The sequence below is a fragment of the Natribaculum luteum genome (assembly GCF_023008545.1).
Lineage (GTDB): Archaea > Halobacteriota > Halobacteria > Halobacteriales > Natrialbaceae > Natribaculum > Natribaculum luteum.
The window spans coordinates 202,712-226,122 of the sequence record NZ_CP095397.1 but is presented as its reverse complement, the minus strand read 5'-3'; the positions used below and the strand labels follow the sequence as shown (position 1 = coordinate 226,122).

The window sequence follows — 23,411 nt, the reverse complement described above, 5'->3', positions numbered from 1 at the left end:
GGCGGCCACGTAAAAACCTGTACGGCCTGCACGCTGCCGGGTGCGCGGCCGCCGACTATAGCGGGACGGGCAGCCACTCGAGCGCGCGCAGGACCGGCGTCGGCGAGAACAGCGGGTCGTGGAGGACGAGCCAGTCGAGCAAGACGAGACCCGCGCCGTGTGCGATCGTGGAGGGAAGAATCGAGTTCGACCGGTAGTCGACGGCACCGAAGAGGACGTCCGTCGGTCCCGAGAGGAGAAACTCGATCGGCGGCTTTCCCGCGTGGTGGAACATGTAGACGATGGGGCTGATGAAGACCGCCTTGAAGCCGACGTCCTGGACGCCGACACAGAGCAGCCCCCGGTAGTAGGTTTCGGCGGCCAGTGCAAGGAAGAACAGTTTGACCGCGTGAGGAACGAACTCGCCTGGAACGGCGCTGGTTTCCCAGATCGGGTAGAACGTCCGAATCGTCGGCAGCGTCGAGCCGACGAGGTAAAACGGCAGGACGAACAGCGCGAGCACGACCGTGTTCCGGATCGCGAGGCGGTCGACCCGCCAGCCGATGTCCTCGCCGTGGGAAAGCGCCAGCGCGAGCGGTCCCGCGAACAGAAACAGGCCGTCGAAGAGGAGACGATTGTGCAGTCCCGAGCGGACGAGGTTCGTCCACAGGACCGTCAATAGCGCACCAGCGAGTAACGATCGCTGCACCCACGTGAGGGCAGCGAGGCGCTCGCGCAGCCAGCGGACGCCGGTACGGACCTCCTCGGTCGCCACGGCTCTCTTACTCGTCTGCGGTCTGGACAGGGCCGGTCCCGATCACGCCGCGGGCGTGGCTCTCGAACTCCTGGCGGCGCTGGAAGTACGTCTCGTCGATCTCCGCGATCACGTCCGACAGCTCGAGTGGCCCCTCGGCCGTCCGAACGACGCTCTCGCCCTCGAGTCGGTCGACCTCGCTGGCTTCTTTCGGCCAGGTCAGTCGGGAGGTCACTCGCGCGAGCGGTGCGCCCTCGACGGGCGTCTTCTCGCCGAGGGAGACGGCGGGTTCGGACTCTTCTTCCTCGTCACTCATGATCGGGCGTTTGCGAGCCCGTCGATTCAAGCTTTCGCTTCCGCCGCCTCGTTCCGTCGATCCTCTCCGTTCTTTGGTAGTTGTCTGACGTATCGTTTTGTGTCCCGAGCGCGAACGGGACGCGTATGACCAGCCTGACGGAGGTATACGACGGCAACGGGGCGGCAGTGACGAGCCTCCGGCGGCTGTACGCCGGGACGGCGCTTGTCCTCTTCGGTGCTGCCCTCGCCGTCGTGGCCGTGTTCGTCGCGACGACCGACCTCTTCGCCGCGTACGTCGGTGGCCAGTTCGGGGCAGTGAAGTGGGCCGGAATCCTCGCCGGACTGGGCGTCCCCGCCGTGCTCGTGGGCGTCTTCGCCGTCTTGCCCGCGAGTCGGCGCGTCCGTGCCGCAGCAGCCATCGGAACGAGCCTCTGTCTGCTCGGCGTCGCCCTCTTCTGGCACGCCTACCCCCACCACTGGCGCGGGCACGGTGACGACCTGACGCTGCTCGTTTCGGTCGTCTACCTGCTCGGGCTCTTTACCGCCATCTGGTGTCTGTTCGTCGCCGTCGCCAACTTCAAGACCCGGAACGACCCCGGCGGTGCCCTCGAGATGAACGTCACCCGACGCGGCGAGACGAAGGTCGTCGAGGTCGACGGCTCGAGCGGTGGGCTCGGCGGGATCGGTTTCCTCGGCGGGACGCCGGACGGCGAGGTCGAGACCCAGACCAATGCGTCGGCCGACCCGAACGAGACGGCGCGTGCCGCCCAGGTGAGCGCACCGGCGAGCGACGGCGGATCGGCAGCCTCCGACATCGACTCGCCGCTCGACGGCAGCGACGCCGAGATCGTCGACGCGCCCACCGGGCCGTCGGAGCCAGCCGACCGGTACTGCGGGAACTGCGCGCACTTCCAGTACGTCCGCTCGTCCTCGGGGATGACGCCCTACTGTGCGTACCACGACGGGGCGATGGACGACATGGACGCCTGCGAGGAGTGGACGCCGAACCACGAGTGAGCAGACTCGCCACTCCTGTGTGCTGTGGTAATACATATTTCTCGGCCGGGCGACCGAGCACCGTCTCGACGGTTCGATCCGCGGGTCGGAGTAATAGTCTCGTACGCAGGAATTATAACTACGATCACAATCATCGTTATTGGGATACCCCACGTCTAGCGTTCGCATGGCCGAGTTCGGAGCACTCTCGCTCGTGCCGCCGCTGCTCGCGATCGCGCTGGCGATCGTGACGCGCCGGCCGATCCTGTCGCTGTTTCTCGGCATCTGGTCGGGTGGCGTCATCCTGACCGGGAGTCTCGGCGTCGGGCAGACGTTCCGGTGGATCACCGGCTCGATCGCCGACTCGTTTCACGCACAGATCCTCGTGTTCACCCTGTTGCTCGGTTCGGGCGTCGCGCTCATCTGGCGACTCGGCGGGGCGACCGCCGTGCGAAACTGGGCGACGACTCGCCTCGAGACCCAGCGCAACGCCGGGCTCGCCACGTGGATCCTCGGGATGCTCCTGTTTTTCGACGACTACGCCAACACGGCGATCGTCGGGAGCACGATGCGCGAAATCTCCGACCAGATGCGCATCTCCCGGGAGAAACTGTCGTACATCGTCGACTCGACGGCCGCGCCCGTGGCGACGATCGCCATCTCGAGTTGGGTCGCGTTCCAGCTGTCGATGATCGACGAGGGGTACGGCGTCGTCGAGGAGACCCACGGCGTCGAGACCCCCGGCGTGTTCCAGACGTTCGTCCAGTCGATCCCGTACAACACCTACGCGCTGCTCGCCATCCTCATGGTCGGGGTCGTCCTCTACACGCGCCGGGACTTCGGGGAGATGCTCGACGCCGAACACCGATCGTGGCAGACGGGCAACGTCAGCCGTGAGGACGCACAGCCGCTGCAGAAAGTCGAGGGCGACCTGGGTGAGCCGATCGAGACCCGTCCGATGCTTCGGACGTTCTTCGCCCCCGTCGTCGTGTTGATCGTCGTCACGCTCGCGGGCGCGTTCTGGACGGGCTACGGCACGTGGGTCGACGACCAGGCCGAGGCCGGCGGGCCGACGTCGCTCGAGGCGGCGACGAGCCAGGACGGCGTCGTGCAGGTGCTCGTCGACGTGATCGGTGCGGGCGACTTCGCCGCCGCGCTCGTCTGGGGCTCGTTCGCGATGATCGCGACGGTCGCCGCCATCGGGCTGTTCTACGACATCGTCGACCTCGCGACCGCCGTCGAGACGGTCGTCGACGGCTTCCACCTCATGGTGACGGCGGTGACGATCCTCGTGCTCGCCTGGTCGATCAGCGCGGTCGCCGAGGACCTCGGTACCGGCACGTACGTCGCCGGCGTCGCGGAGGAGGTCGTCTCGCCCGCACTGTTGCCGATCGTCGTCCTGTTCGTCTCCGCGTTCGTCGCGTTCACGATGGGCTCGTCGTGGGCGACGATGGGCATCGTCACGCCGATCGCTCTCCCCGTCGGCTACGAACTCACGACGAGTTTCGACCTCGCGCCCGTCCTCGTCGGCGCAGTGTTCTCCGGGGCGATCTTCGGCGACCACACCTCGCCGATCTCCGATACGACCGTCCTCTCCTCGACGTTCACGGGTGCCGACCTGATCGACCACGTCCGGACCCAGCTGTACTACGCCGGGACCGTCATGCTCGTCGTGACGTTGTGTTACCTGCTGTACGGCTTCCTCGGCGTCCCCCCCGTCGTCTTCCTCCCGCTCGGGGCCGTCGTCCTCGTCGGCCTCGTCTACGCGTTCTCCGAACTCGACGCCCGGCGGAAAGGCGTCTCCCCGATCGCGTCGTCGGGCGACCTCGAGGACGTCGAGACCGGCTCCGAAACCGGTGCGGTTCCCGGCGAGACCGACTAGACCGCCGGCTTCGCTAGCCTTTTGCCGCCAGCGCACGACTTCTCGCCCATGCAGGGCACGCTCGACCACGTCATGATGCGCGTCGAAGACCTCGAGGAATCCCTCGAGTGGTACCAGGGCCACCTCGACTACGAGGAGAAAGACCGCTACGAGGGCGACGGCTTCACCATCGTCTACCTCGGTCCCGAGGAGATGCACGAGGAAGGGGCGATGCTCGAGTTGACCTACAACGAGGGCGAGTCCTACGAGATGGGCGACGCCTGGGGGCACATTGCTGTGCGCGTCGACGACGTCTTCGACGCCTACGAGGAGCTGATGGACGAAGGCGTCGAGGACTACCGCGACCCAGAGTCCTGTGGCGGCTCCTACGCGTTCGTCACGGACCCGGACGGTCACGAGGTCGAGATCGTTGAGCGCGACTACGGCGCGCGCTGGTCGCTCGACCACACCATGATCCGCGTCGAGGACGCCGACGAGGCGCTTGGCTTCTGGACCCGGAAGTTCGAGTACGAACACACCGGCCGCTGGGAGGCCGACACCTTCGCCAACTACTTTGTGAAACCCGAGGGTGCGGCCGACGAGGCGATGGCCGTCGAACTCACCTACAACTACGACGGGCGCAGCTACGAGATGGGCGACGCCTGGGGCCACCTCTGCGTCCGCGTCGACGACCTCCAGGACGACTGGGAACAGCTGCTCGTCCGGGAGGCAGCGGACTACCGCGACCCCGAGAGCAACGACGACATGTACGCGTTCACGAAAGACCAGGACGGCCACGAGATCGAACTCATCGAGCGCGACCTCGAGGCGGAGTCGCTGTTCCCGTTCTAGGGACGCTCGCGACTCCGGGTTCTGGTCGTACGCGAGAAGATCGATCGAATTTTTCGAATCCGAAGCCGAGAGTCGCGAGCTCCCGGGTCGTCACTCGTCGCTACGCGTCTTTCTCCCAGGTCGCCGACGCAGTGACGCGGTCGCCGTCGACCTCGACCGATCCCTCCGTGGCCGTCGAGCCGACGACCTCCTCGAGTGTCTCCTCGTCGGGTTCGGCAACGACGGCCGCGAGGTCGCCGGTGACTGTCGTCTCGCTCTCGAAGGTGAGCGACGAGACGACGCCCGACGCGTCCGTGAACACCTCGTAGTCGTCTTCGGTCCTCACGGCGCTCTCGTTTCCGGTCTGGTTTTCGACGGGCGACTCCGGATCGCCGTAGAGGCCCAGCACGAGGTGGCCGTCGCCGCCGGTCGCGGCGAGCCACGCGAGGTCCTCGTGTTCTGCCGTCGCCCGCTCTGTGTCGCCTGCCGAAGCCTCGATCGGCGCTCGGATCACGTCGACCGGCGCGTCGCTGTCGACGGCGAAGACGAGCGCGCCCTCGGAGATCGCGATCGCGTTTCGCTCCCCCGAGACGGGCGTATAGACGTCGTAGTCGCCGATCGTCTCGGTCTGTTCGTACTGCTGGCTGAACATACTCTGGGACTCGCTGGTCAGCCGCTCGTCGAGTTCGTCGGTCTCGAGGTCGCCCGTCACGACGAACGCCTCGTTCGCCAGCACCATCTTCTCGACGCTCGAGTCGAACTCGCTCCCGCTCTGCTGGCCCTCGAGGGCGACGAGTCCGCTCAGGCCGAACGCGGCGAGCCCGAAGCTCCCCGCGAGTCCGACCGCGACCAGCCCGCCAGTCGGGAGCCCGATCATCGGATCGTCTCCCGCGTTCTCGTCGTCGACGATCGGGGCCTCGTCCTCGCCGCTGTCGCTCTGGAACTCCTCGAGTGCGCTCCACTCGAGGGAAGCGTAGACGAGCGTCTCGTCGTCGGTGGTCAGCCAGTTGCTGTACGCCGGTGGGTCCGGGTCGTCACTGCCGCCACCGAGTCCCGGTGCGTCCGAACAGCCGGCGATCGCCGCCGTCGCCGCTGCGCCCACGAGCTTCAACGTATCGCGTCGATGGATGGTCATTCGTCCCGTCGTCGTCGGTCTCTTAAATAAAACCTTCTGGTTCGGCGTGTGCTCGCGGTCGCGACTGGACCTGCCTCCCCGGCCGGTTCGATGCGTGCAGCCGTGACGTCCCCTCGGGTACGACCCGGGTCAGCGGGTCGTCGATGGACAGATGGCGTCCTCGGAGTGTGTCGACCGGCCGTCTCGAGGTGTGACCGCCGACGACCGCTCGATCGACGGACTCGCGAGTATCGAGACCGTGCGTTCGACTGCTATACTACCGGACAACAGTCAGTGACTACTCGATCGCGTCTCGCGTGCGATCGACGTCTGCACCGTGTCGTCCGGCAGTATATCGCGACGGTCGTCTCCTGTGAGCGTTCGATCCCGCTCGGGTCGCGTCGGAGCGTCGGTCTCGATCGGTTACAGCAGACCGCATCGGTCGTCCGTGGCCACGGTCATCCGTGGACGTCAGTTGTCCCCGTCCTCGCCGCGTCGCTGGCCGTCTCACCCGGGATCTCGGCGGCCGTCGGCAGGATGACGCGCCGTTCCACGTACGACAGGCCGTTCTTGCGCTCGGTCTTCTTGCGGACGGCGAGCCTGTTCTTCGAGAGCTCGAGGAGGGCGTCGATCGTCCGCGAGACGAGTTTCTTCGCGTACGCGTCGCTGGTTCCCGGTTCCTGCCGTCGAATCCAGTGTTTCATGTCGCTCGCTTTCGCGTACTCTCGGATGTCCGCACAGCCGGTCTGCCACGGATCGTCGCCCACGTTCGGGTCCGTGCGGGCACGCCAGAGCTTCGCCGCGAGTCGCGTCGGCAGGGCGTTCGTCGTCGATCGGAGCATCTCCTCGTCCATCTGGGCGAGTTGCTGGATCGGGAGCAGGTCGCCGTGGGCGAGAGCGACGTCGCCGCGCTCGAGTGGGTCCGCCGACTCGGGGAGCCGGTAGTACGCCCGCCCGTCGTCTTTGGTGAGCTTCTCGAGTCGGCCGCCGTCGACGTCGACCTCGTACTCGTCGACGTTCGTCGCGCGGAGGTGTGCGCCCTTCTCGAGTTCGCGGGCCTGGAGCTCCTCCAGTCGATCCTTGTTCGCGCCCGTGCGTTTGCGCGTGGCGTCGGTCGCCGCGTCGAGTCGGTCTGTCGCCGCCTCGCAGTCGTCGACGCGCTCGCGGAGGCGGGCGTTCTCCTCGCGGAGCGTCTCGGTTTCCGCCTCGAGGCTCTCGAGTCGGTCCGTCGCCCGCTCGAGGTCGCTCTCGAGGTCGTCGACGCGCTCGAGGAGGCGGTCGTTTCGCTCCCGGAGGGCCTCGAGTTCTCCCACGAGGGTCCGGACGTCGGGGTCACTCATCGTCGTCACCCCGCCGGCGTTCGAACGCAACTGGATCGGGGCCGAGGTACGACGTCGACAGGGGGCCACGGCGGACGAGCAGCGGGAGGTCGTCGTCGGCTTCGCACCGGTCGGCCGGCGGGTCGCCGTCGAGGGCCGCCGGGCCGAACAGCGCGAGTCGCGTCGCCTCCACTTCGGCGCGGATCTCCCGGAGGTGTCGCCTGGCCTCGCGTCGGGTCTCCGCCTCGAGTGTGTCGTCTCGTTCGACGGCCGCGAGGAGGCCGCGAGCCAGCCGGTCGATCGCCTCGAGGAGGCTGCCGTCGGTCATCGTCGATCGCCCTCCGTGACGGTCAGACCGCAGCAGTCGGCGAGCTGGCGAGCGCGCGTCTCGAGGAGCCGCCGTCCCGCCGGGGTGAGGCGATAGCCGTTCGTCCGGCGGTCGATCGTGCTCTTCTCGACGAGGTCGGCGTCGACGAGTTCGTCGAGGTTGAGGTAGAGTCGGCTCTGATTGACCTCGCCGTAGCGTTCCTCGAGGACGTCCTGGATCGCGAGGCCGTACGGCGTCTCGCCGGCGGTCTCGAGCGTCGCGATCGCCTCGAGGCAGTCACGCCGGAAGGCGGTGAGATCGGTCCAGGTGACGCCGCCGTCGGCCAGCAGCGGACGCTCCTCGAGGGCGGTCGCACACTCCTGGCACCGATAGCCGTCCGCCGTGACCGTCGTCGTCGGTCGGCGACAGCCGCGCGTCTCGCAGGCGTACAGCAGCGGGTCGGCGGCCTCGAGTGCTCGAGCAGTCAGTGGCGATGCGTCTGGTCGGTCGGGAGTTTGAAGGTCCCGTGAGTCGTCGTCGAACATGGCTTCCGTAGTCTGGATACGGTGGCTTCTCGCGGACCCGGTGGTTCCAGCACCGGTCCGCACTGTTTCAGAACTCGTGAGAGTCCAGTCCGCGTGTAGCTTCCGTACAGTTCGTTGATGGGTTCGATCCATTTGTATTTTAGCGTAATTGAGCTACTAATGAGATCTATATGTGCTATACTGCTCGAGAACCGTCCCAGGTTAATGTCTGCAGGCCAGACACACCCGTCGAATGCGCCCTCGGCCAGAGTGGATGTCGTTGAAAGACGGACTCATCCTCGAGTTTCTCGAGACTCACGACCTGGAACTGCCCGCGAAACCCCTCTACCGGAATCTCAACCGGCACGGACACGAGATCGGATACTCGACGGTCAGACAGCGACTCGGCGAACTGGAGGATCACGGTCTCCTCGAGAAAGTCGACGAAGCGGGATACTACCAGATAACGGAGACGGGACGAGCGTATCTCGACGGCGAACTCGAGGCGGGTGACCTCGAGGACGACGGTGCGTGATCGCATCGAAATCGGATCGCAGAAATTTCTCGGGGACTCGGTGACTCCACCACCGATTCGCACTGGTTCAGAACACGTGAGAACCCAGTCTGCGTGTAGCCATATCCCTACTACGTACGTGGAATTACTAGCTCTATAGAAGGCGAAATATGTCCGTTGGATAGTACTAGTTTTTCTGTGAGAGTATCCAGGTACTCCGAAACGATGGTCGAACGAGTCCCGTGGATGAAGCCGGTCGATTACGAGATCCTGTTGTTCTTCGACGGGTGCGACATCCAGGTATCTGCGAAGGTCCTGTCGGCGAACATCGGTTACCATCGCCAGTACGTGAGCAAGCGGTGTGTAACCCTGTCGGACGTTGGTCTTCTCGAAACAGACGGAACGGGCCTCTACTGGCCCTCTGAGACGGGGTATGCGTACCTCGAGAGCGATCTCGACGTCGACGAACTCGAGACGAGTGACCTCGAGGACGACGCGTGACGTCGGGGCCGTTCCGGAACCGTCGCGCCGAACTGCACCCATCGTGCCGTCAGGCTCTCGATCGTAGCGTCCCGCCGTCGGACGTGGGTCTCCTCGAGTGTGATCACGATGTCGGCGACCTCGAGGTTGTCGACGAGTGGCCGTCAGTTGCGGTTCGCTGGCGTGCTCACGTCCAGTGACGGCGAGTCCGTAGCTGTCGACGGTGCGGTGATCGTCCGGCTCTCCTTCCGAAATCGTTTCGTGGGTTCGCAGGCGGATACTCATACGCTGGTTTGCTCCAGCACGGTCGGAGGCGCTGGAACGCCTGCCGACCACGAGTTTCTGTGGCCGACTTCCCGTGCTCAGCCGTCGGTACGTACCATGGTCACTTAATCCTTAGCACCTATGGGTAATGTACTATGGCACATGTCCAAAGCCACTGGCCATTTAGACGTGTGCGTACCACGTATCGACCGAGATCCGATGCTCGACGAAGATGACCTCGGGCCAGCCGACGAGGCGTTGCTCGATATGTTGAACGAGGGGCGTGTCACCGCTCCGTACGTCGCTGATGAAACCGGATATAGTCTGCAGTACGTCCGAGACCGACTCGGGCGACTCGTCGAACACGGGAATGCGAAGAAGGTCTACGAAGGCCTCTACGAACTCGTCGAAGATCCTCGTGAGAGGGACGATCGTAGTGAGTAACGTGGTCTCTCGTGTTTTCGTCCCGTAGTCGAACGCACTGGACGCAGCCGGAGTAGGACTGTCGCGGGTCGATTTACGTTCACTGCTCGAGGAGTTCCTCCCCGTTGTACCTTCTGTGTGCAGCGCTATCCTCGAGATTGAAATCTGAACGCCGACGCTACGAACCAGTAGTCCCGTGAACCAGTGGGTGCCGACACCGTATCACACTTTTATACAATTTGGCCAATTGACTTATTGTCGTTCGGGTGCAACCGAAAACTGGCAGGGGAGGGGGACCGAAACTCCGGGCGACCGCATGGTCGCGTCGGAGTTCCTTGCCAGATCGTCGCTAGAGGATCGATCACCATCACGTCAATAGCCAATCACCGTCTTCCTCTATCGACTCCCGCTATTATTTGGCACTCGCCAGCGCGGTTCACCAGCCAATGGGCTGTAGTCCGATGGGCTGTCGTCTAGGGCAACGGCGACCGTCTACGAGAGTGAGAGGACACGCCGGATCAGACCGGTACGTCCCTACCCAGAAGCGATCCGACCTGGCGCGTCACTGGAAGGTCTCGAGTAAAACCGTATTAATATTCTGCTCTGAGAACGGGTCACGCTCGTTTCGCATTCGTTCGTATACGACAACACCCCGATGCCGTACGGTGGTATTAGCTTCTTAATTCCTATTGCAGTGCAGACATATAATACAGAAAGCTTATTACGGAGTTGGCGCAAGCAACGGATACCCCTACCCACTCGGAGGTACGCTTCGGCAGTAACGTGTTGTGGACGTTGCCGGAGTGGGACTCCGAAAACAGATCAAATACAAATATGACAGGAAATACCTCATATCGTGACAAAGGACGTGCGGTGTTCTTTGCCGCGATGATGGTCCTCTCTGTGGTCGCCATGACCGCATCCTTCGCAGGTGCGGCAGCGGCCGCCAGTGACGATGGGACTATCAACGATGGCGATCGGTATTGGCTCGGTCAGACTGAAGACGTAACCACCGTTGACGGATATACTATCGCAGACGGTGACGAAGCCGCAGTTCTCGATGATGACGGGCAGCTCGTTCGTGAGCTGGCTGTTCAGAATGGCGACAGCGGCTACTATGTCGCTGTCGACACGTCGAGAATCGGTACTGGTTCGTACACCCTTGAAGTGACGAATACCGAGGGAACCGCGGGCACGGCAAACTTCTCGGTTGTCGACCAGGACCTCACCGCTGAGTTTGACACCGATAGCGTCTACTTCGGTGGCACCTCGACGGTCACGCTTGACTCCGCACGTAACGGTTACGTGCTTAACGTGACCGCCAACGACGTCAGCGGTAGTGATCTCGCTGACGCTCTTGGTGTCGACCCGGAAACTAATGGCGTTAGCGTCATCGACGACGATGACGTCGTCCAGATCGAGAACGTGGAGAGCATCGAGACGTTCGACGTCACGTTCGATGAATCCACCTTCTCGGCACAGAACTATACGCTCGAGTTCGAGGCAGTCGACACGGGTGCCACCGCAGAGGCGACCATGACGGTCGAAGACCCTGGTGACACCACGGTCGAGTTCGCTGACGACAGCGTCTTCACCGCCGACCGCGGTGACAACGCTGAAATCGCGATCGACCTCGCGAACTACAACAACGACCAGCTGAACGTCACGATCGGTTCCGAGGACGTCAACTACAAGACCTCGGCCGTGATCGACGTCGACGAGGACGCTGAGGAAGTCGTCCTCGAGATGAATTCGTACAAGGCGGGAACGACGGATACTGAAGCTAACGCGTTCGAAGTTACCGAAGGCGGCCAGATCGCGACTGACGGGGAGAATGCACTCGTCACGCGCCACACTGACTTCAAGCTCAGCCAGCCACTCGCAGCAATCAGTGGCGGCTACGACCTGAAAGTTGCAAGCGAAAGCGAAGACCGCACGTGGGACCGTGGTACGCTTCGTCTGAACGAGCGCACTACGGAAGGTATCACGCTGTCGACCGCGCCTGGTGACGAAGTCGATCTCGCCGATGAAACGGTCGAAGAGATCCTCGACGACGCAAGCGAATCGCAGTCCTTCGCGAGCGGTGACGTCGGTATCGTCCAGGTTGAAGCCACTGGTCTCTACGGTTACATCAACGATGTCGAGGACTTCGGTCCCGAACACGATGTCAACCTGAATATCACGGCAGCACAGGCAGGTCCGAACGCACAGGCTACCACGTACGCTCTTAACGGCGACAACATCGACGGCACCGAGAGCCTCGCAGGCAGCTACTACGCTGACGAAGAAAACAGCACGTTCTACGTCGTCTTCGACGCGGACAATTACGAAGTCGACAAGCAGTGGGACGTCGAGTTCACGGTCGGTGAAAACAACGACCTCGTGAGCGAGGACGACACGGCTGAGTCCTCGTTCCAGGTCGTCGACCGCGAAATCGCGTTCGACCAGGAAGACTACACCGTCGAAGCTGCAGACGGTCAGAACATCACGGGTACGGCAACGGTCGCACCCGGTACCCAGATCGAAGTCGACGCGGAAGCCACCGGCGACAACCCGTTCTTCAAGATCGTCACCGCAGAGGTTGACGAGAACGGCGAATGGACCGCTGACTTCGACTTCAGCGGCGAAGCTCCCGGTACCGCGTTCGATCTGTCGGCCTCCGACACCTTTGGTGGCGACGCTGCTGCTGAAGACGTCGAGGCATCCGGTAACATCAGCACGGCTGAGGAAGAACCTGAGCCCGAACCTGAGTTCACGATCGACACGGATGCACCCTCCGAGGTCACCGTCAACGAGAGCGCCGAGCTCGGCGTGACCCTCGCGAACGACGGCGACGCCAACGGCACGACCAACCTCACGGTCACTGTCAACGGCGAGACCGTCGACGACACGACGAAGGAACTCGCCGCAGGCGAGGACGCTTCCTTCAGCTACAACATCCCGACCTCCGAAGCGGGTGACGTCAGCTGGGAAGTCACCGTCGACGACGACTCCGCCTCCGGTACCGTCACTGTCGCCGAGGAAGGCGACGGCGAAGACGGCACCGACGGTGAAGACGGCGAAGACGGCACCGACGGTGAAGACGGCGAAGACGGCGAAGACGGCACCGACGGTGAAGACGGCGAAGACGGCACCGACAGCGAAGATGGTGGCGACGGCTCCGACGGCGACGCCGAAGGCCAGCCCGGCTTCGGTGTTGCTGTCGCCCTCGTCGCGATGCTCGCTGCCGCCATGCTGGCACTCCGCCGCCAGAACTAAGCCGGCACACACTCGCTGAACCACCGGATTTCGATCCGGCCCTTGCGGATTCATTCTTTCGGACGCTACACCCGATAGCGACAGCCCCGGCGGTCGCTTCTCGAGCGAGTCCGCCGCCTCGAGCACGAGACCCGGCCGACACCGACTCGAGCCTGCGTCACCGACGGCACTCTCGACGTGCGATCGACCGCGAAAACAGTATCCGATCAGTCGTCGTCCGCAGCCGCCTCGGCCTCACCCGACGCGCGCTCGAGGTCCTCGAGATAATCGTCGGCGTCGATGGCGGCTTTCGAGCCCATGCCGGCGGCGGTGACGGCCTGCTGGTAGTGGTAGTCGACGACGTCGCCAGCGCCGAAGATGCCGGGGACGTCGGTTTCGGTCTGGCCGCCGCCGGTGCCGTCTCTCGTCTGGAGGTACCCCTCCGCGTCGGTTTCGACGTCGGTCCCCTCGAGGTACTCCGTGTTCGGGGTGTGGCCGATGGCGAGGAAGACCGCGCCGACGTCGAAGTCGAACTCGTCGGTTTCGGGGTCCTCGAGGCGGTCGGTGGGGTGGCCCTTCTCGTTGTGGACGAGGGTGACGTGGTCGACGCCCTCCTCGGCGGAGCCGTGGATCTCGACGAGTTCGGTGTTTCTCATGATCTCGACGTCGCCCTCCTCGACTTTCTCCTCGAGGCGGTCGATCCAGTAGTCCTCGGCGCGAAACTCCTCGCGGCGGTGGACGAGGTAGACGGTGTCGGCGAACTTGGTGAGGAAGTTCGCCTCCTCCAGGGCGGCGTCGCCGCCGCCGACGACGAGCATGTCTTCGCCGCGGAAGAACGCGCCGTCGCAGGTCGCACACGTCGAGACGCCGTAGCCCATGAGCTGGTCCTCGCCGGGGACGCCGAGTGTCCGGGCGCTGGCACCCGAGGCGGCGATGACGGCGTCGGCCGTGTAGACGTCGCCGTTGGTCAGCGTGACGTAGAACGGACGCCGGGAGGTGTCGACGTCCTCGAGGACGCCGTTTTCGATCTCGGCCCCGAACTGCGTGGCCTGGTCTTTCATCCTGTTGACGAGGTCCGGCCCGCTGATGCCGTCGGGAAAGCCCGGGTAGTTCGCGACGTCGGTCGTCAGCGTGAGCTGGCCGCCGGGTTCGTCGCCCTCGAAGACCAGCGGTTCGTTGTTCGAGCGGGCTGCGTAGATCGCCGCCGTCAGCCCCGCGATGCCCGTCCCGGCGACGATCAGCCTGCGGTGTTCGACGACGTCGTCCTCGCCACCGTCTGCGATCGCCCGTGCGGGCGTCTCCTCGTCCAGTCCGAGTCGTTCGTCTAGTGCGCCGGCCTGCTCGAGTGCGGCCGTCTCCTCCCAGCCGCCGATCAACTCGCCGTCGACGAACACCTCGGGGGCGGTCCGTCGGCCGCCGGCGCGGTCGACCATCTCCGCGAATCGCTCGCGGTCGCCGGTGACGGTGTACTCCTCGTACGCGACGCCCTTCTCGTCGAGGAGGGCCGTCGCCATGTCACAGTACGGGCAGTACTTCTTGGTGTAGATCTCGACTCGGGGCTGGTCGCTCATGTGTGTTCGTTACGGAAACGTGGCGTAAACCCCTTGCGCTCGGTAGCATCACTCACACCAACCGCGACAGAGTGTCCCGTCGCTCGCCGCAAACCCGATCTCTCGTTTCCGCCCGCCTCGACTGTCGATCCAGGCCGACGCGCTTAGGGACCACCCGCTCGAGCGTGTACGTATGGCGGCTGACCTCGAGGAGAAGACGAACCGGTACGGACAGTTACTCGCGGAGGCACTCGAGGCGGCGACGGTGGCACCGCCGGAGGGGACGCCGATGGCCGAGGCGGCCGCGGAGTGTCGCGAGATGGCAGCCTCGTATCTCGAGGATGGCCGGCACTTCCGCGAGGAAGACGACCTCGTGAACGCGCTGGCGGCGTTTTCCTACGGGCACGCGTGGCTCGACGCGGGTGCGCGGGTCGGACTGTTCGACGTTCCGACAGAGGGTCACCTTTTTACCGTCTGACGTCGGCAGTTCGCCTGCGTCGACGAACCGCCGTCGCGAACCATCACGATCGATGGTCCAATATCCGAAACGTATATAACTGGATATCCGGACAGTTTATTACGTAGGCGAAAACTTTATATGGCTTTCGGCCTTACTATATGTTAGCTGAGGCGACCGGGTTTCTTCTGGTTCCCCCACCCGGGAGTCCCACGTAACCACCCACCCCCCGACCCACCATGACAGATACAACTACCCGAACTTACACTGGCGAGACAGAGACCCAGACGGAGTCGACGCAGCAAGCCGACGAGGAAGAGCGGTGCCCGGAGTGTGGCGGCCGCCTCGTCTCGGACGCAGAGCACGCCGAGACGGTCTGTGAGGAGTGTGGCCTGGTCGTCGAAGAAGACGAGATCGACCGCGGGCCGGAGTGGCGCGCGTTCGATGCCGCCGAGAAAGACCAGAAGAGCCGCGTCGGCGCGCCCACGACGAAGATGATGCACGACCAGGGCCTGTCGACGAACATCGGCTGGCAGGACAAAGACGCCTACGGCAAGGCGCTCTCGAGTCGCCAGCGCCAGAAGATGCAGCGCCTTCGCACGTGGAACGAGCGCTTCCGCACCCGCGACAGCAAAGAGCGCAACTTAAAGCAGGCGCTGGGCGAGATCGACCGCATGGCCTCGGCGCTCGGTCTCCCCGAGAACGTCCGCGAGACGGCGTCGGTGATCTACCGCCGTGCCCTCGAGGAGGACCTCCTGCCGGGACGCTCGATCGAGGGCGTCGCCACCGCCTCGCTGTACGCCGCCGCCCGCCAGGCCGGCACCCCCCGCAGCCTGGACGAGATCAGCGCCGTCAGCCGCGTCGACCGCATGGAGCTCACCCGGACCTACCGGTACATCGTCCGCCAGCTCGGCCTCGAGGTCAAGCCCGCCGACCCGGAACACTACGTCCCGCGGTTCGTCAGCGGGCTCGACCTCTCGGACGAGACCGAGCGCATGGCCCGCGAACTGCTCGACTCGGCGCGATCGGAGGGCGTCCACTCGGGCAAGTCGCCGGTCGGCCTCGCCGCGGCCGCAGTGTACGCTGCTGCCCTGCTGACCAACGAGAAGGTCACCCAGAACGAGGTCAGCGAGGTCGCCAACATCTCCGAGGTGACCATCCGCAACCGGTACAAGGAACTGCTCGAGGCGTCCGACACGGCGACGCCGGCGTAGATATCGATGCGTTCGGCGTCTCTTTTCGCTCTCTCGACGCTGCGGTAATCCGACGCCAGCTCGATCGCGAGGGGTCTGCCAGCGTAGCGGTAGCGCTGCGACAAAGCTTTTGACGACGGGTGTGAAAGTGGATCGCATGGAGGAAACGACTGTCCAACTGTTGTGTCCCGAATGTGCCAAGGAGTGGCAAGTTCCGCCGGGTGATCTTCCAAAACCGTCCGAGATGTTTCACTGTCCGAACTGTCACGCATCTCGACGGATGTCGGAGTTTACGCGGACCGACCGCGACCTTCGGACGTTAAAACAACTTGGCTGACGTTCGTTTTCCGACGACAGTCCCCCTCGTTTTCGTTCGCCGTGATCGTTTGCCGTGAGCGCCCCAGCTGATCCGGCGATGTTGTATTTATCGATACTATTTTACTCAGAATTTGTGCAAAATTTCTCACTGAGTGGGTCCAATCAGATATTACCTCCAGACAGCATCGTATTTCTCGTCACTCGTTCTCCGGTCTCAGTATGTCCTCGAGGGAAATATCCCGGAAATCGGACACGGGTTGCGTGCTAACGAGGCTCAAGATAATAATATAACCCTGCAGTGGGTAGGATTGCATGGTTATGAAGAAACAGGAGCTCATCCACCTCCACGGCCTTCTTGCGGAGGTATCGAACCAGTGTGCCGAGTGGGACAACTGTCAGATCGACCTCGAAGAGTACGAGTCGCTCGGTATTCGACCGACATCGATCCACAAATCGAAAACTGACCACAAGGCCGCTGTTTTTGCACTCGCCGGGGGAATCACCGAACACATGCGTGAAGACGAAGCAGAAGCAGTCGCCGCAACTGCCGACTGAGTAAGACGCCGCATCCTCGAGAAACCGACACGCTATACTGGCGAGACTCGTTTCGACTGTTGTATTCATACCTTTCTTGACCGTTTACTCGGAAGAACCACTCGACCGACTGGACGTGATCGATAAACACGGCTTTACTCGCCGCAACGACTCTGCCAGTCCGGTTACCGATCGACGATCGACGATCGAACCGCTCGGCTCCTGGAACGTCGAATGAACTGCGAAGAACTGCCGGTCGTGGCCGCTACTCGAGAAGGTCCTCGAACTCCGGAAGGACGTCGTCCGACTCCTCGTCACCCTGTTCGTCTGTCGACTCGTCGACGTCTTCCTCCTCGTCGTCCGATTCGAGGTCGTCCTCTTCGTCCTCGAGGACCTCGACTTCGAGTACCTCGAGTGGGATGTTCTCGAGGCGCTGACCGATCTCCTTGCGGGCGATACGCGAGGCGTGCTCCTCGCGTTCGACGTTGAAGACGGTCATCTCGAGTTCGAGCGCGACGAGCGCTTCGTCCGCGGCGATGAACGCGGGCGGCAACTCTTCACCCGACGGCGAGGTGCGCTCGCCCATGTTGATCTCGACGTAGTTCAGGTCAGGGTTCAACATTTCGCCCGTCTTGGAGATGGCGATGCGGATCGCCTCCTCTTCGGTCTCTACGTCGAACACCGGCACGGCAGCTTCGACGACAACCCTGCAGTTCATACCTAGATATTGTGTGGCCTACAGTATGAAGGTTCGCCTCGTCTGAGACGAACGACTGCGGTTGTGGTGCCACACCGTCCGAACCGCCGGTTCGAAAGGTCCAAGCGTCCCCTCCCGTATCGACGAACCGATGGAGACGGGCGCGATTCCGATCGACGACCTCTCGGGTGGACTCGACCTCTATCTCACGCTCGAGAGCGGCCAGACGTACCTCTGGCGGCGCAGCGACGGCGAAATGTACACCGGCAGTCGCAATCCCGACGCGTGGTACACGACCGTCGTCGACGGGACCTTCACCGGCGACGCAGGCGACGACTCGTCTGCCGCTGAGGTCGTCCGCGTCCGCCAGCGAGACAGCCGCCTCGAGTGGGAGTCGACGACCGACGCCGATCGGCTGGTTCGGCGGCTCTTGCGCCTCGAGGACGACCTCGAGGGCGTCGTTGCCGCCGCACCCGAGGACCCGCTGCTCCGGGAGGCCTACGACGCCCACCGTGGGCTGCGGCTGGTCGAGGACCCGCCGTTCGGAACGCTGATCTCCTTTATCTGCTCTGCACAGATGCGAGTCAGTCGCATCCACGGGATGGTTTCGGCGCTCGCCCGCGAGTACGGCGATACGGTCGCGTTCGACGGCGAGACCTACCACGCGTTCCCGACGCCGGCCCAGCTCGCGTCGGCGACCGAGGACGACCTCCGGGACCTGGGACTTGGTTACCGCGCGCCGTACGTCGTCCGCACGGCCGAGATGGTCGCGAGCGGCGAGGCCTGTCCCGGCGACGCACGCGACCTCCCCTACGAGGAGGCCCGCGAGTACCTCACGCAGTTCGTCGGCGTCGGCGACAAGGTCGCCGACTGCGTCTGTCTGTTCTCGCTCGGGTTCGACGAGGCCGTCCCCCTCGACACCTGGATCAGGACGGCGATCGAGGAGTACTACCCCGACTGCGACCGTGGCAACTACGCCGAGACATCTCGAGCGATCCGCAAGCGACTCGGCGTCTCCGCGAGCGACGCGAGCGGAGGCTCGTCGGACACGTCCGACGGCGGCCGATACGCGGGATACGCACAGACGTACGTCTTTCACCACCTCCGGACGGGCGAGTAGCACCGTCTTGCGTCACGGTCTGTCGGCAGGGCGTCGCCTCCGTCGATCGATGACCCGGACTTTTGTCGTTCCTGCTCGAGGTCACACACATGGCAGCGCGAACGCGAGCGCACGTCTTCGTCTCCGGGACGGTACAGGGCGTCTACTACCGCGCGAGCACTCGCGACGCGGCCCGCGAGGCGGGTGTCGCCGGCTGGGTGAAGAACCTCGCCGACGGCCGCGTCGAGGCGGTCTTCGAGGGCCCCGAGGACGCCGTCGAGTCGATGGTCGAGTGGTGCCACGAGGGGAGTCCGGCGGCCGAGGTCGAGGACGTCGAGGTCGAGGACGAATCGCCACAGGGGGAGGACGGTTTCGAGATCAGGTACTGACCGGCCACAGCCAGTGGCCCGACGGAACGATCGAGAACGGTAGCTTCTTTCGGCCGGGGTCGTGAGTGTCAGTATGGTCACCAGACGCCAGGTGCTGGCAGCTGCGGGCGCGGGCGTCGGGCTCGGCGTCGTGGGCGTCGTCGCCGACGACGCGGTTCACAGCGGGCTCGTCTGGGAGAAGTGGATCCGCGGCCGCCTCGACGGGAACCGACACATCGTCCACTCCGTCGTCGCCGACAGCAACCAGGGCACGTACATCGCCGAGACGACCGACGAACTCGAGCTCTTCGAGGACACGCAGGGCAGGCGGCCGGTCATCTCCGACGACGACCACGCGCGGATCGAGGAGGTGTTCTCGGACGTCGAGTACGGCATCGACGTCTGTACGGACGATCGAATCCGCGACTGTGCGGGCGGTCGGACGAGTCGAGCGGACTTCAACGCCGTCCAGATCAACGACCAGGCGACAGTCCTCGACCGCGGCAAGCGCATCCACCTCCTCCGCGCGCCGTAACGTCGTCCCACACGTTTTTTCGCCGCTGCGGGTAAACCGTCGAGTATGATCACGGGAGAGCGGATGGCCGCCGTCGACGAGAACGCCGCGGCGCTTGGCGTGACGCGAAAACAGCTGATGGAGTCGAGCGGGAACGCCGTCGCCCGCGTCGTCCGGCGAGTCGTCGATCCGGGCGCTCGCGTCGCGATCGTCGCCGGTCGCGGGAACAACGGCGGAGACGCGTTCGTCGCCGCGCGTTTTCTGGCGGAGTACGACGTCACGACGCTGTTGCTCGGACGGGCCGAGACCATCGGAACCGCCATCGCCCGCGAGAACTGGGCGGCGCTCGAGGCCGGCGAGTACGACACGCGGGAAGTGACCGACTCGAGTGCGTTCTCGCTGCCCGACGCCGACGTGATCGTCGATGCGATGCTCGGAACGGGGATCAGCGGCGACCTGCGGGAGCCAGCCGCCACGGCGGCGCGAGCGATCGACGAGGCCGACGCGACCGTCGTCGCCGTCGACGTCCCCTCGGGGTTCGACGCCGACGCGGGCGACCACGCGGAAAACGGCGTCGAGGCCGACCACGTCGTCACCTTCCACGACGAAAAGCCCGGAATGGCCGACCTCGAGGCCGAGGTCCACGTCGCCGACATCGGCATCCCGGCGGCCGCCAAACGGTTCGTCGGCCCCGGCGACCGTCGGCTCGCGCGACCCGACGAGCGCGGGGGCCGGGCGTTCGTGATCGGCGGCGGTCCCTTCACCGGTGCGCCCGCGCTCGCCGCGCAGGCGGCGCTTCGTGCCGGAATGGACCTCTCGTTTGTCGCCGCGCCCGCGTCGGTGACGGGCGAGATCCAGGGCTACGCCCCGGACCTCATCGTCCAGCCCTACGAGAGCGACGTCCTCACGCTCGAGCAGGTCGACGACCTCGTCGAGACCGCAGAGCGCTACGACGACGTCGTGATCCTCGGTCCCGGTCTCGGAACGGCAGAGGAGACCCTCGAGGCCGCCCGCGACTTTCTCGACTCGTATACGGGTCCAGCCGTGGTCGACGCCGACGCGCTGTCGATCGTCCCCGAGGTCGAGACCGAGGCGACGCTCGTCTGTACGCCCAACCGGACGGAACTCGTGGCGATGGGCGGGCCGGAAACGGACGTCCTGCGCGCGGCGACCGACGAGATCGAGGCCCTCGCCGCGGACCTGGGTCACGTCGTGCTGGCGAAAGGCGTCGACGACGTGATCACGGACGGCGAGCGAACTCGGATCAACCGCGCCGGCGTCCCCGGACTGAGCGTCGGCGGCAGCGGCGACACGCTCGCCGGGATCGTCGCCGGCTTGCTCGAGCACGCCGACCCGTTCGACGCCGCCTGCGCGGGCGCGTACGTCAACGGGAAGGCGGGCGAACGACTCGCCGAGGAAGACGGCGTCGGCTTTCTCGCCTCCGACCTTCTCGAGGCGATTCCCGCGGCACTGTGGGGTGAGGACGATGAGTGACGACGAGACCGGCGCGGACGACCTCACGCACACGACCGAGGAGGGCGACGTCCAGATGGTCGACGTCGGCGACAAACCCGACACGAAGCGGCGAGCGGTCGCCGCAGGCGAGATCCGACTCCAGCCGTCGACCGTCGAGGCGATCCGCGCCGACGAGGTCGGCAAGGGTGACGTGCTCGCGACGGCCCGCATTGGTGCGATCCAGGCCGTCAAGCACACCTGGGAGACGATCCCGATGTGCCACCAGATCCCGATCACGAACGTCGACACCGCGTTCGACCTCGCCGACGACCGCGTCGAACTCGAGGTGGCGGTCGAGACGACGGGCAAGACGGGCTGTGAGATGGAAGCCCTCGAGGGCGTCACGACCGGCCTGAACGTCGTCTGGGACATGGTGAAGGCGATCGAGAAAGACGACGAGGGCCAGTACCCCGACACGGGCATCGAGAACGTGCGAGTGCTCGAGAAAGAGAAACGAACGCCGTAGTCCGCCGGTTCCCGGTCGAAGCGAATCGAGTGTCAGTTTGAGAACTTACTTCTCCGTCCGTGTCAAAGCGTCTCTATGGACGAGGTCGACGAGCCGTCGATGGGACGACGGGGCGGCGGGCCGGATTCGAGCGCGTCGATTGCCTCGCCGACCACAGAGACGGCGCGAGTGGAACGCGTTTCGGACCCGAGCGACGCGTTTCAGGCACTCGGAAACGAGATCCGGATGGATATCATCGAGACGATGCTCGAGCGGACCGACGGCGACGGACCGTCCCGAGTCGCCTTCTCGACGCTGTTCGAAGAATCCGGCGTCGATACCTCCGCCGGGTTCGCCTACCACATCGAGCAACTCGTCGGCTCGTACCTCCACCACTACGATGACGGCTACGAGCTAACCTACGCAGGTGAGCGGATCGCCAGAGCAATCGCCACCGGGGCGTACACCCACCGCGTCGATCAGCCGCCGGTCGAACTCGAGGATCCCTGTCCGTTCTGTGACCGACGGGAACTCGAGGCCCGATCGACCGACAACGTGGTGACGATCGCCTGTGACGACTGCGGACGGTCGCTGTTGCGGCTCGGATTCCCGCCCGCTGGCGTCGAGGGTCACGGCGATGGATTTCCGGAGGCGTTCGATCGCCACCATCGCCACCGACTCGGACTCGCCGCCGACGGCGTCTGTCCCGACTGCAGCGGCGACGTCTCCGGGCGACTCGTGACGCCGAGTCCGTCCGTCGCGGACGAGCTCCCGGCGGAGTACGACGACCACGTCCAGGCGGAGCTCTCGTGTCACTGTTGTGGAATCGAGTTTCGGTGTCCGGTGACGCTCGCCGTTCTCGACCACCCGGCCGTCGTCTCCTTCTACCACGAACACGGCGAAGACCTCTCGGACCGGCCGATCTGGAACGTCGGCCACGAGTGGGCCGAGACGGTCCTCTCGGAGGAGCCACTCGCCGTTCGCGTCGTCACCGAACTCGATGGGGACGTGCTTGCGCTCTACGTCGACGAGCGTGCGTCGGTCGTCGACGTGCAGCGTTCGTCGGCCGACGGGTGACGGTCACTCCGAGCCGACTTCGGCGAGCACGTCCGCAACACGGTCCGTGGAAAGGGTCTGGACGCCACCTCCGTGCGAGCCGATCGTTCGTACCTCGAGCGTTTCGGGCGAGAGATCGTCGTCGGTCGTCACCGCCAGTCCTTCGAGTGCGGTCTCGATCGCCCACTGGCGTCCGCTTTCGTCGTCGAACGCCGCTTCGAAGAATTGCCTGACGTCGTTCGTCCCCTCACCGATCGCAGCCGCGTTCCAGCCGTACGGCGTTCCGCTCGGGTCGACCTCGAACAGCCTCGGTCGATCGGTTCCGCCGGTCACGTCGAGCCCGCCGACCAGCAGGGCAGCCCCGTACGGTCGCGAGCCGCCGGTCTGGGTCTGTTCCTGGACGTGATTGGCGAGTCGCTTCGCGAGCATTTCGACGTCGATCGGCTCGTCGTATCGCAGCCGATGCTGCTGGCTCGCCCGACGGGCGACGTCGACGAGCTGTCTGGCGTCGGCCGCGTGTCCCGCCGACGCGACTGCGAGGTGGTCGTCGACCGCGTGGACCTTCTCGACCGACGTCGGTTCTAGTAGCGGCGACCGGACACGTTTTCGTGCCGCGAGGACGGTGCAGTCGTTGGCCACGACGCCGACGCTCGGCGCACCCCGTTCGACGGCCTCCCGTGCGTACTCGACCTGGTAGAGCCGGCCGTCCGGCGAAAAGATCGTACTCCCGCGGTCGTAGGCCTGCTGGTGGGTACTCGAGTCCAT

At 64.8% G+C, this 23,411-nt stretch carries 26 protein-coding genes and 1 pseudogene; 18 read left to right on the top strand and 9 right to left on the bottom strand.

Features of this window, described 5'->3' with window-relative positions; translation table 11 throughout:
* Positions 1–55: 55 nt before the first annotated feature.
* Together MU558_RS01245 and MU558_RS01240 are read right to left on the bottom strand one after the other, a co-directional pair.
* On the bottom strand, positions 56–754 hold the full coding sequence (locus MU558_RS01245; protein ID WP_246971273.1) for a CPBP family glutamic-type intramembrane protease: 699 nt from the start codon (positions 752–754) through the stop codon (positions 56–58).
* A 7-nt stretch (positions 755–761) separates the two neighbouring features.
* A complete protein-coding gene (locus MU558_RS01240; protein ID WP_246971270.1) occupies positions 762–1,049 on the bottom strand; it encodes a DUF5789 family protein in 288 nt (95 codons plus the stop codon).
* A gap of 125 nt (positions 1,050–1,174) precedes the next feature.
* Between MU558_RS01240 and MU558_RS01235 the strand changes: the two genes are divergently transcribed.
* The 3 genes from MU558_RS01235 to MU558_RS01225 all read left to right on the top strand — a co-directional run bounded on the left by MU558_RS01235 (position 1,175) and on the right by MU558_RS01225 (position 4,739).
* A complete protein-coding gene (locus tag MU558_RS01235) occupies positions 1,175–2,047 on the top strand; it encodes a cell division protein CdpA domain-containing protein (protein ID WP_246971267.1) in 873 nt (290 codons plus the stop codon).
* Positions 2,048–2,213: 166 nt separating this feature from the next.
* Positions 2,214–3,908, top strand: a complete 1,695-nt coding sequence (locus tag MU558_RS01230; protein ID WP_246971264.1) for a Na+/H+ antiporter NhaC family protein — start codon at positions 2,214–2,216, stop codon at positions 3,906–3,908.
* 48 nt (positions 3,909–3,956) lie between these two features.
* Entirely contained in the window at positions 3,957–4,739 is a 783-nt protein-coding gene (locus MU558_RS01225) for a VOC family protein (protein ID WP_246971262.1), read from the top strand.
* 100 nt (positions 4,740–4,839) lie between these two features.
* On the opposite strand, the gene MU558_RS01220 is transcribed toward MU558_RS01225, so the two are convergent.
* The 4 genes from MU558_RS01220 to MU558_RS01205 form a co-directional block, all read right to left on the bottom strand.
* A complete protein-coding gene (locus MU558_RS01220; RefSeq protein WP_246971259.1) occupies positions 4,840–5,853 on the bottom strand; it encodes a hypothetical protein in 1,014 nt (337 codons plus the stop codon).
* A 437-nt stretch (positions 5,854–6,290) separates the two neighbouring features.
* The gene (locus MU558_RS01215; protein ID WP_246971256.1) at positions 6,291–7,172 is read right to left on the bottom strand and encodes a DUF8008 family protein; all 882 of its coding nucleotides are present in this window, start codon (positions 7,170–7,172) and stop codon (positions 6,291–6,293) included.
* On the bottom strand, positions 7,165–7,479 hold the full coding sequence (locus tag MU558_RS01210; RefSeq protein ID WP_246971253.1) for a hypothetical protein: 315 nt from the start codon (positions 7,477–7,479) through the stop codon (positions 7,165–7,167). The genes MU558_RS01215 and MU558_RS01210 overlap by 8 nt, the downstream gene beginning before the upstream one ends.
* Positions 7,476–8,003 (bottom strand): helix-turn-helix transcriptional regulator, encoded by a 528-nt coding sequence (locus MU558_RS01205; protein WP_246971250.1) that lies wholly within the window; start codon positions 8,001–8,003, stop codon positions 7,476–7,478. The genes MU558_RS01210 and MU558_RS01205 overlap by 4 nt, the downstream gene beginning before the upstream one ends.
* Before the next feature lie 253 nt (positions 8,004–8,256).
* Here MU558_RS01205 and MU558_RS01200 point away from each other — a divergent pair, with 253 nt between their 5' ends.
* From MU558_RS01200 to MU558_RS01185, 5 genes and pseudogenes are all read left to right on the top strand, one after another.
* Positions 8,257–8,517: a winged-helix domain-containing protein gene (locus MU558_RS01200; RefSeq protein ID WP_246975059.1), complete on the top strand. Its 261-nt coding sequence runs from the start codon at positions 8,257–8,259 to the stop codon at positions 8,515–8,517.
* Positions 8,518–8,721: 204 nt separating this feature from the next.
* Complete coding sequence (locus tag MU558_RS01195; protein WP_246971247.1) at positions 8,722–8,997, top strand: MarR family transcriptional regulator; 276 nt, start codon at positions 8,722–8,724, stop codon at positions 8,995–8,997.
* A 462-nt stretch (positions 8,998–9,459) separates the two neighbouring features.
* Entirely contained in the window at positions 9,460–9,684 is a 225-nt protein-coding gene (locus tag MU558_RS01190) for a MarR family transcriptional regulator (RefSeq protein WP_246971244.1), read from the top strand.
* Positions 9,685–10,497: 813 nt separating this feature from the next.
* Positions 10,498–10,599, top strand: a pseudogene (locus MU558_RS23350) (surface glycoprotein); the annotation flags it as partial.
* Between the two features lie 369 nt (positions 10,600–10,968).
* Positions 10,969–12,921, top strand: coding sequence for a BGTF surface domain-containing protein (locus tag MU558_RS01185; protein ID WP_246971242.1), 1,953 nt, complete (start codon positions 10,969–10,971; stop codon positions 12,919–12,921).
* Positions 12,922–13,127: 206 nt separating this feature from the next.
* Here the strand turns inward: MU558_RS01185 and MU558_RS01180 are convergent, their stop codons facing one another.
* Positions 13,128–14,471 carry an FAD-dependent oxidoreductase gene (locus MU558_RS01180; RefSeq protein ID WP_246971240.1) on the bottom strand — a complete coding sequence of 448 codons (1,344 nt, stop codon included), beginning with the start codon at positions 14,469–14,471 and terminating at the stop codon, positions 13,128–13,130.
* Positions 14,472–14,643: 172 nt separating this feature from the next.
* Here MU558_RS01180 and MU558_RS01175 point away from each other — a divergent pair, with 172 nt between their 5' ends.
* From MU558_RS01175 to MU558_RS01160, 4 genes are all read left to right on the top strand, one after another.
* Positions 14,644–14,928 carry a DUF357 domain-containing protein gene (locus MU558_RS01175; RefSeq protein WP_246971237.1) on the top strand — a complete coding sequence of 95 codons (285 nt, stop codon included), beginning with the start codon at positions 14,644–14,646 and terminating at the stop codon, positions 14,926–14,928.
* A 218-nt stretch (positions 14,929–15,146) separates the two neighbouring features.
* Positions 15,147–16,121: a transcription initiation factor IIB gene (locus MU558_RS01170; RefSeq protein ID WP_246971235.1), complete on the top strand. Its 975-nt coding sequence runs from the start codon at positions 15,147–15,149 to the stop codon at positions 16,119–16,121.
* A 136-nt stretch (positions 16,122–16,257) separates the two neighbouring features.
* Positions 16,258–16,437, top strand: coding sequence for a DUF7836 family putative zinc-binding protein (locus tag MU558_RS01165; protein ID WP_246971233.1), 180 nt, complete (start codon positions 16,258–16,260; stop codon positions 16,435–16,437).
* 299 nt (positions 16,438–16,736) lie between these two features.
* Positions 16,737–16,973: a UPF0058 family protein gene (locus tag MU558_RS01160; RefSeq protein ID WP_246971231.1), complete on the top strand. Its 237-nt coding sequence runs from the start codon at positions 16,737–16,739 to the stop codon at positions 16,971–16,973.
* A 244-nt stretch (positions 16,974–17,217) separates the two neighbouring features.
* Here MU558_RS01160 and MU558_RS01155 read toward each other — a convergent pair whose 3' ends face one another.
* Positions 17,218–17,670: a DUF555 domain-containing protein gene (locus tag MU558_RS01155; protein ID WP_246971228.1), complete on the bottom strand. Its 453-nt coding sequence runs from the start codon at positions 17,668–17,670 to the stop codon at positions 17,218–17,220.
* Between the two features lie 130 nt (positions 17,671–17,800).
* On the opposite strand from MU558_RS01155, the gene MU558_RS01150 reads away from it, so the two are divergent.
* The 6 genes from MU558_RS01150 (at position 17,801) to MU558_RS01125 (ending at position 22,667) form a co-directional block, all read left to right on the top strand.
* Positions 17,801–18,769: a DNA-3-methyladenine glycosylase family protein gene (locus MU558_RS01150; RefSeq protein WP_246971225.1), complete on the top strand. Its 969-nt coding sequence runs from the start codon at positions 17,801–17,803 to the stop codon at positions 18,767–18,769.
* 89 nt (positions 18,770–18,858) lie between these two features.
* On the top strand, positions 18,859–19,137 hold the full coding sequence (locus tag MU558_RS01145) for an acylphosphatase (RefSeq protein ID WP_246971222.1): 279 nt from the start codon (positions 18,859–18,861) through the stop codon (positions 19,135–19,137).
* 73 nt (positions 19,138–19,210) lie between these two features.
* The gene (locus MU558_RS01140) at positions 19,211–19,651 is read left to right on the top strand and encodes a twin-arginine translocation signal domain-containing protein (protein WP_246971220.1); all 441 of its coding nucleotides are present in this window, start codon (positions 19,211–19,213) and stop codon (positions 19,649–19,651) included.
* A 45-nt stretch (positions 19,652–19,696) separates the two neighbouring features.
* Complete coding sequence (locus MU558_RS01135; protein WP_246971218.1) at positions 19,697–21,124, top strand: NAD(P)H-hydrate dehydratase; 1,428 nt, start codon at positions 19,697–19,699, stop codon at positions 21,122–21,124.
* Positions 21,117–21,611: a cyclic pyranopterin monophosphate synthase MoaC gene (gene moaC / locus MU558_RS01130; protein ID WP_246971216.1), complete on the top strand. Its 495-nt coding sequence runs from the start codon at positions 21,117–21,119 to the stop codon at positions 21,609–21,611. The genes MU558_RS01135 and moaC overlap by 8 nt, the downstream gene beginning before the upstream one ends.
* Before the next feature lie 75 nt (positions 21,612–21,686).
* Complete coding sequence (locus tag MU558_RS01125; RefSeq protein ID WP_246971214.1) at positions 21,687–22,667, top strand: DUF7351 domain-containing protein; 981 nt, start codon at positions 21,687–21,689, stop codon at positions 22,665–22,667.
* Positions 22,668–22,670: 3 nt separating this feature from the next.
* On the opposite strand, the gene MU558_RS01120 is transcribed toward MU558_RS01125, so the two are convergent.
* Positions 22,671–23,411, bottom strand: coding sequence for an archaeal proteasome endopeptidase complex subunit alpha (locus tag MU558_RS01120; protein WP_246971212.1), 741 nt, complete (start codon positions 23,409–23,411; stop codon positions 22,671–22,673).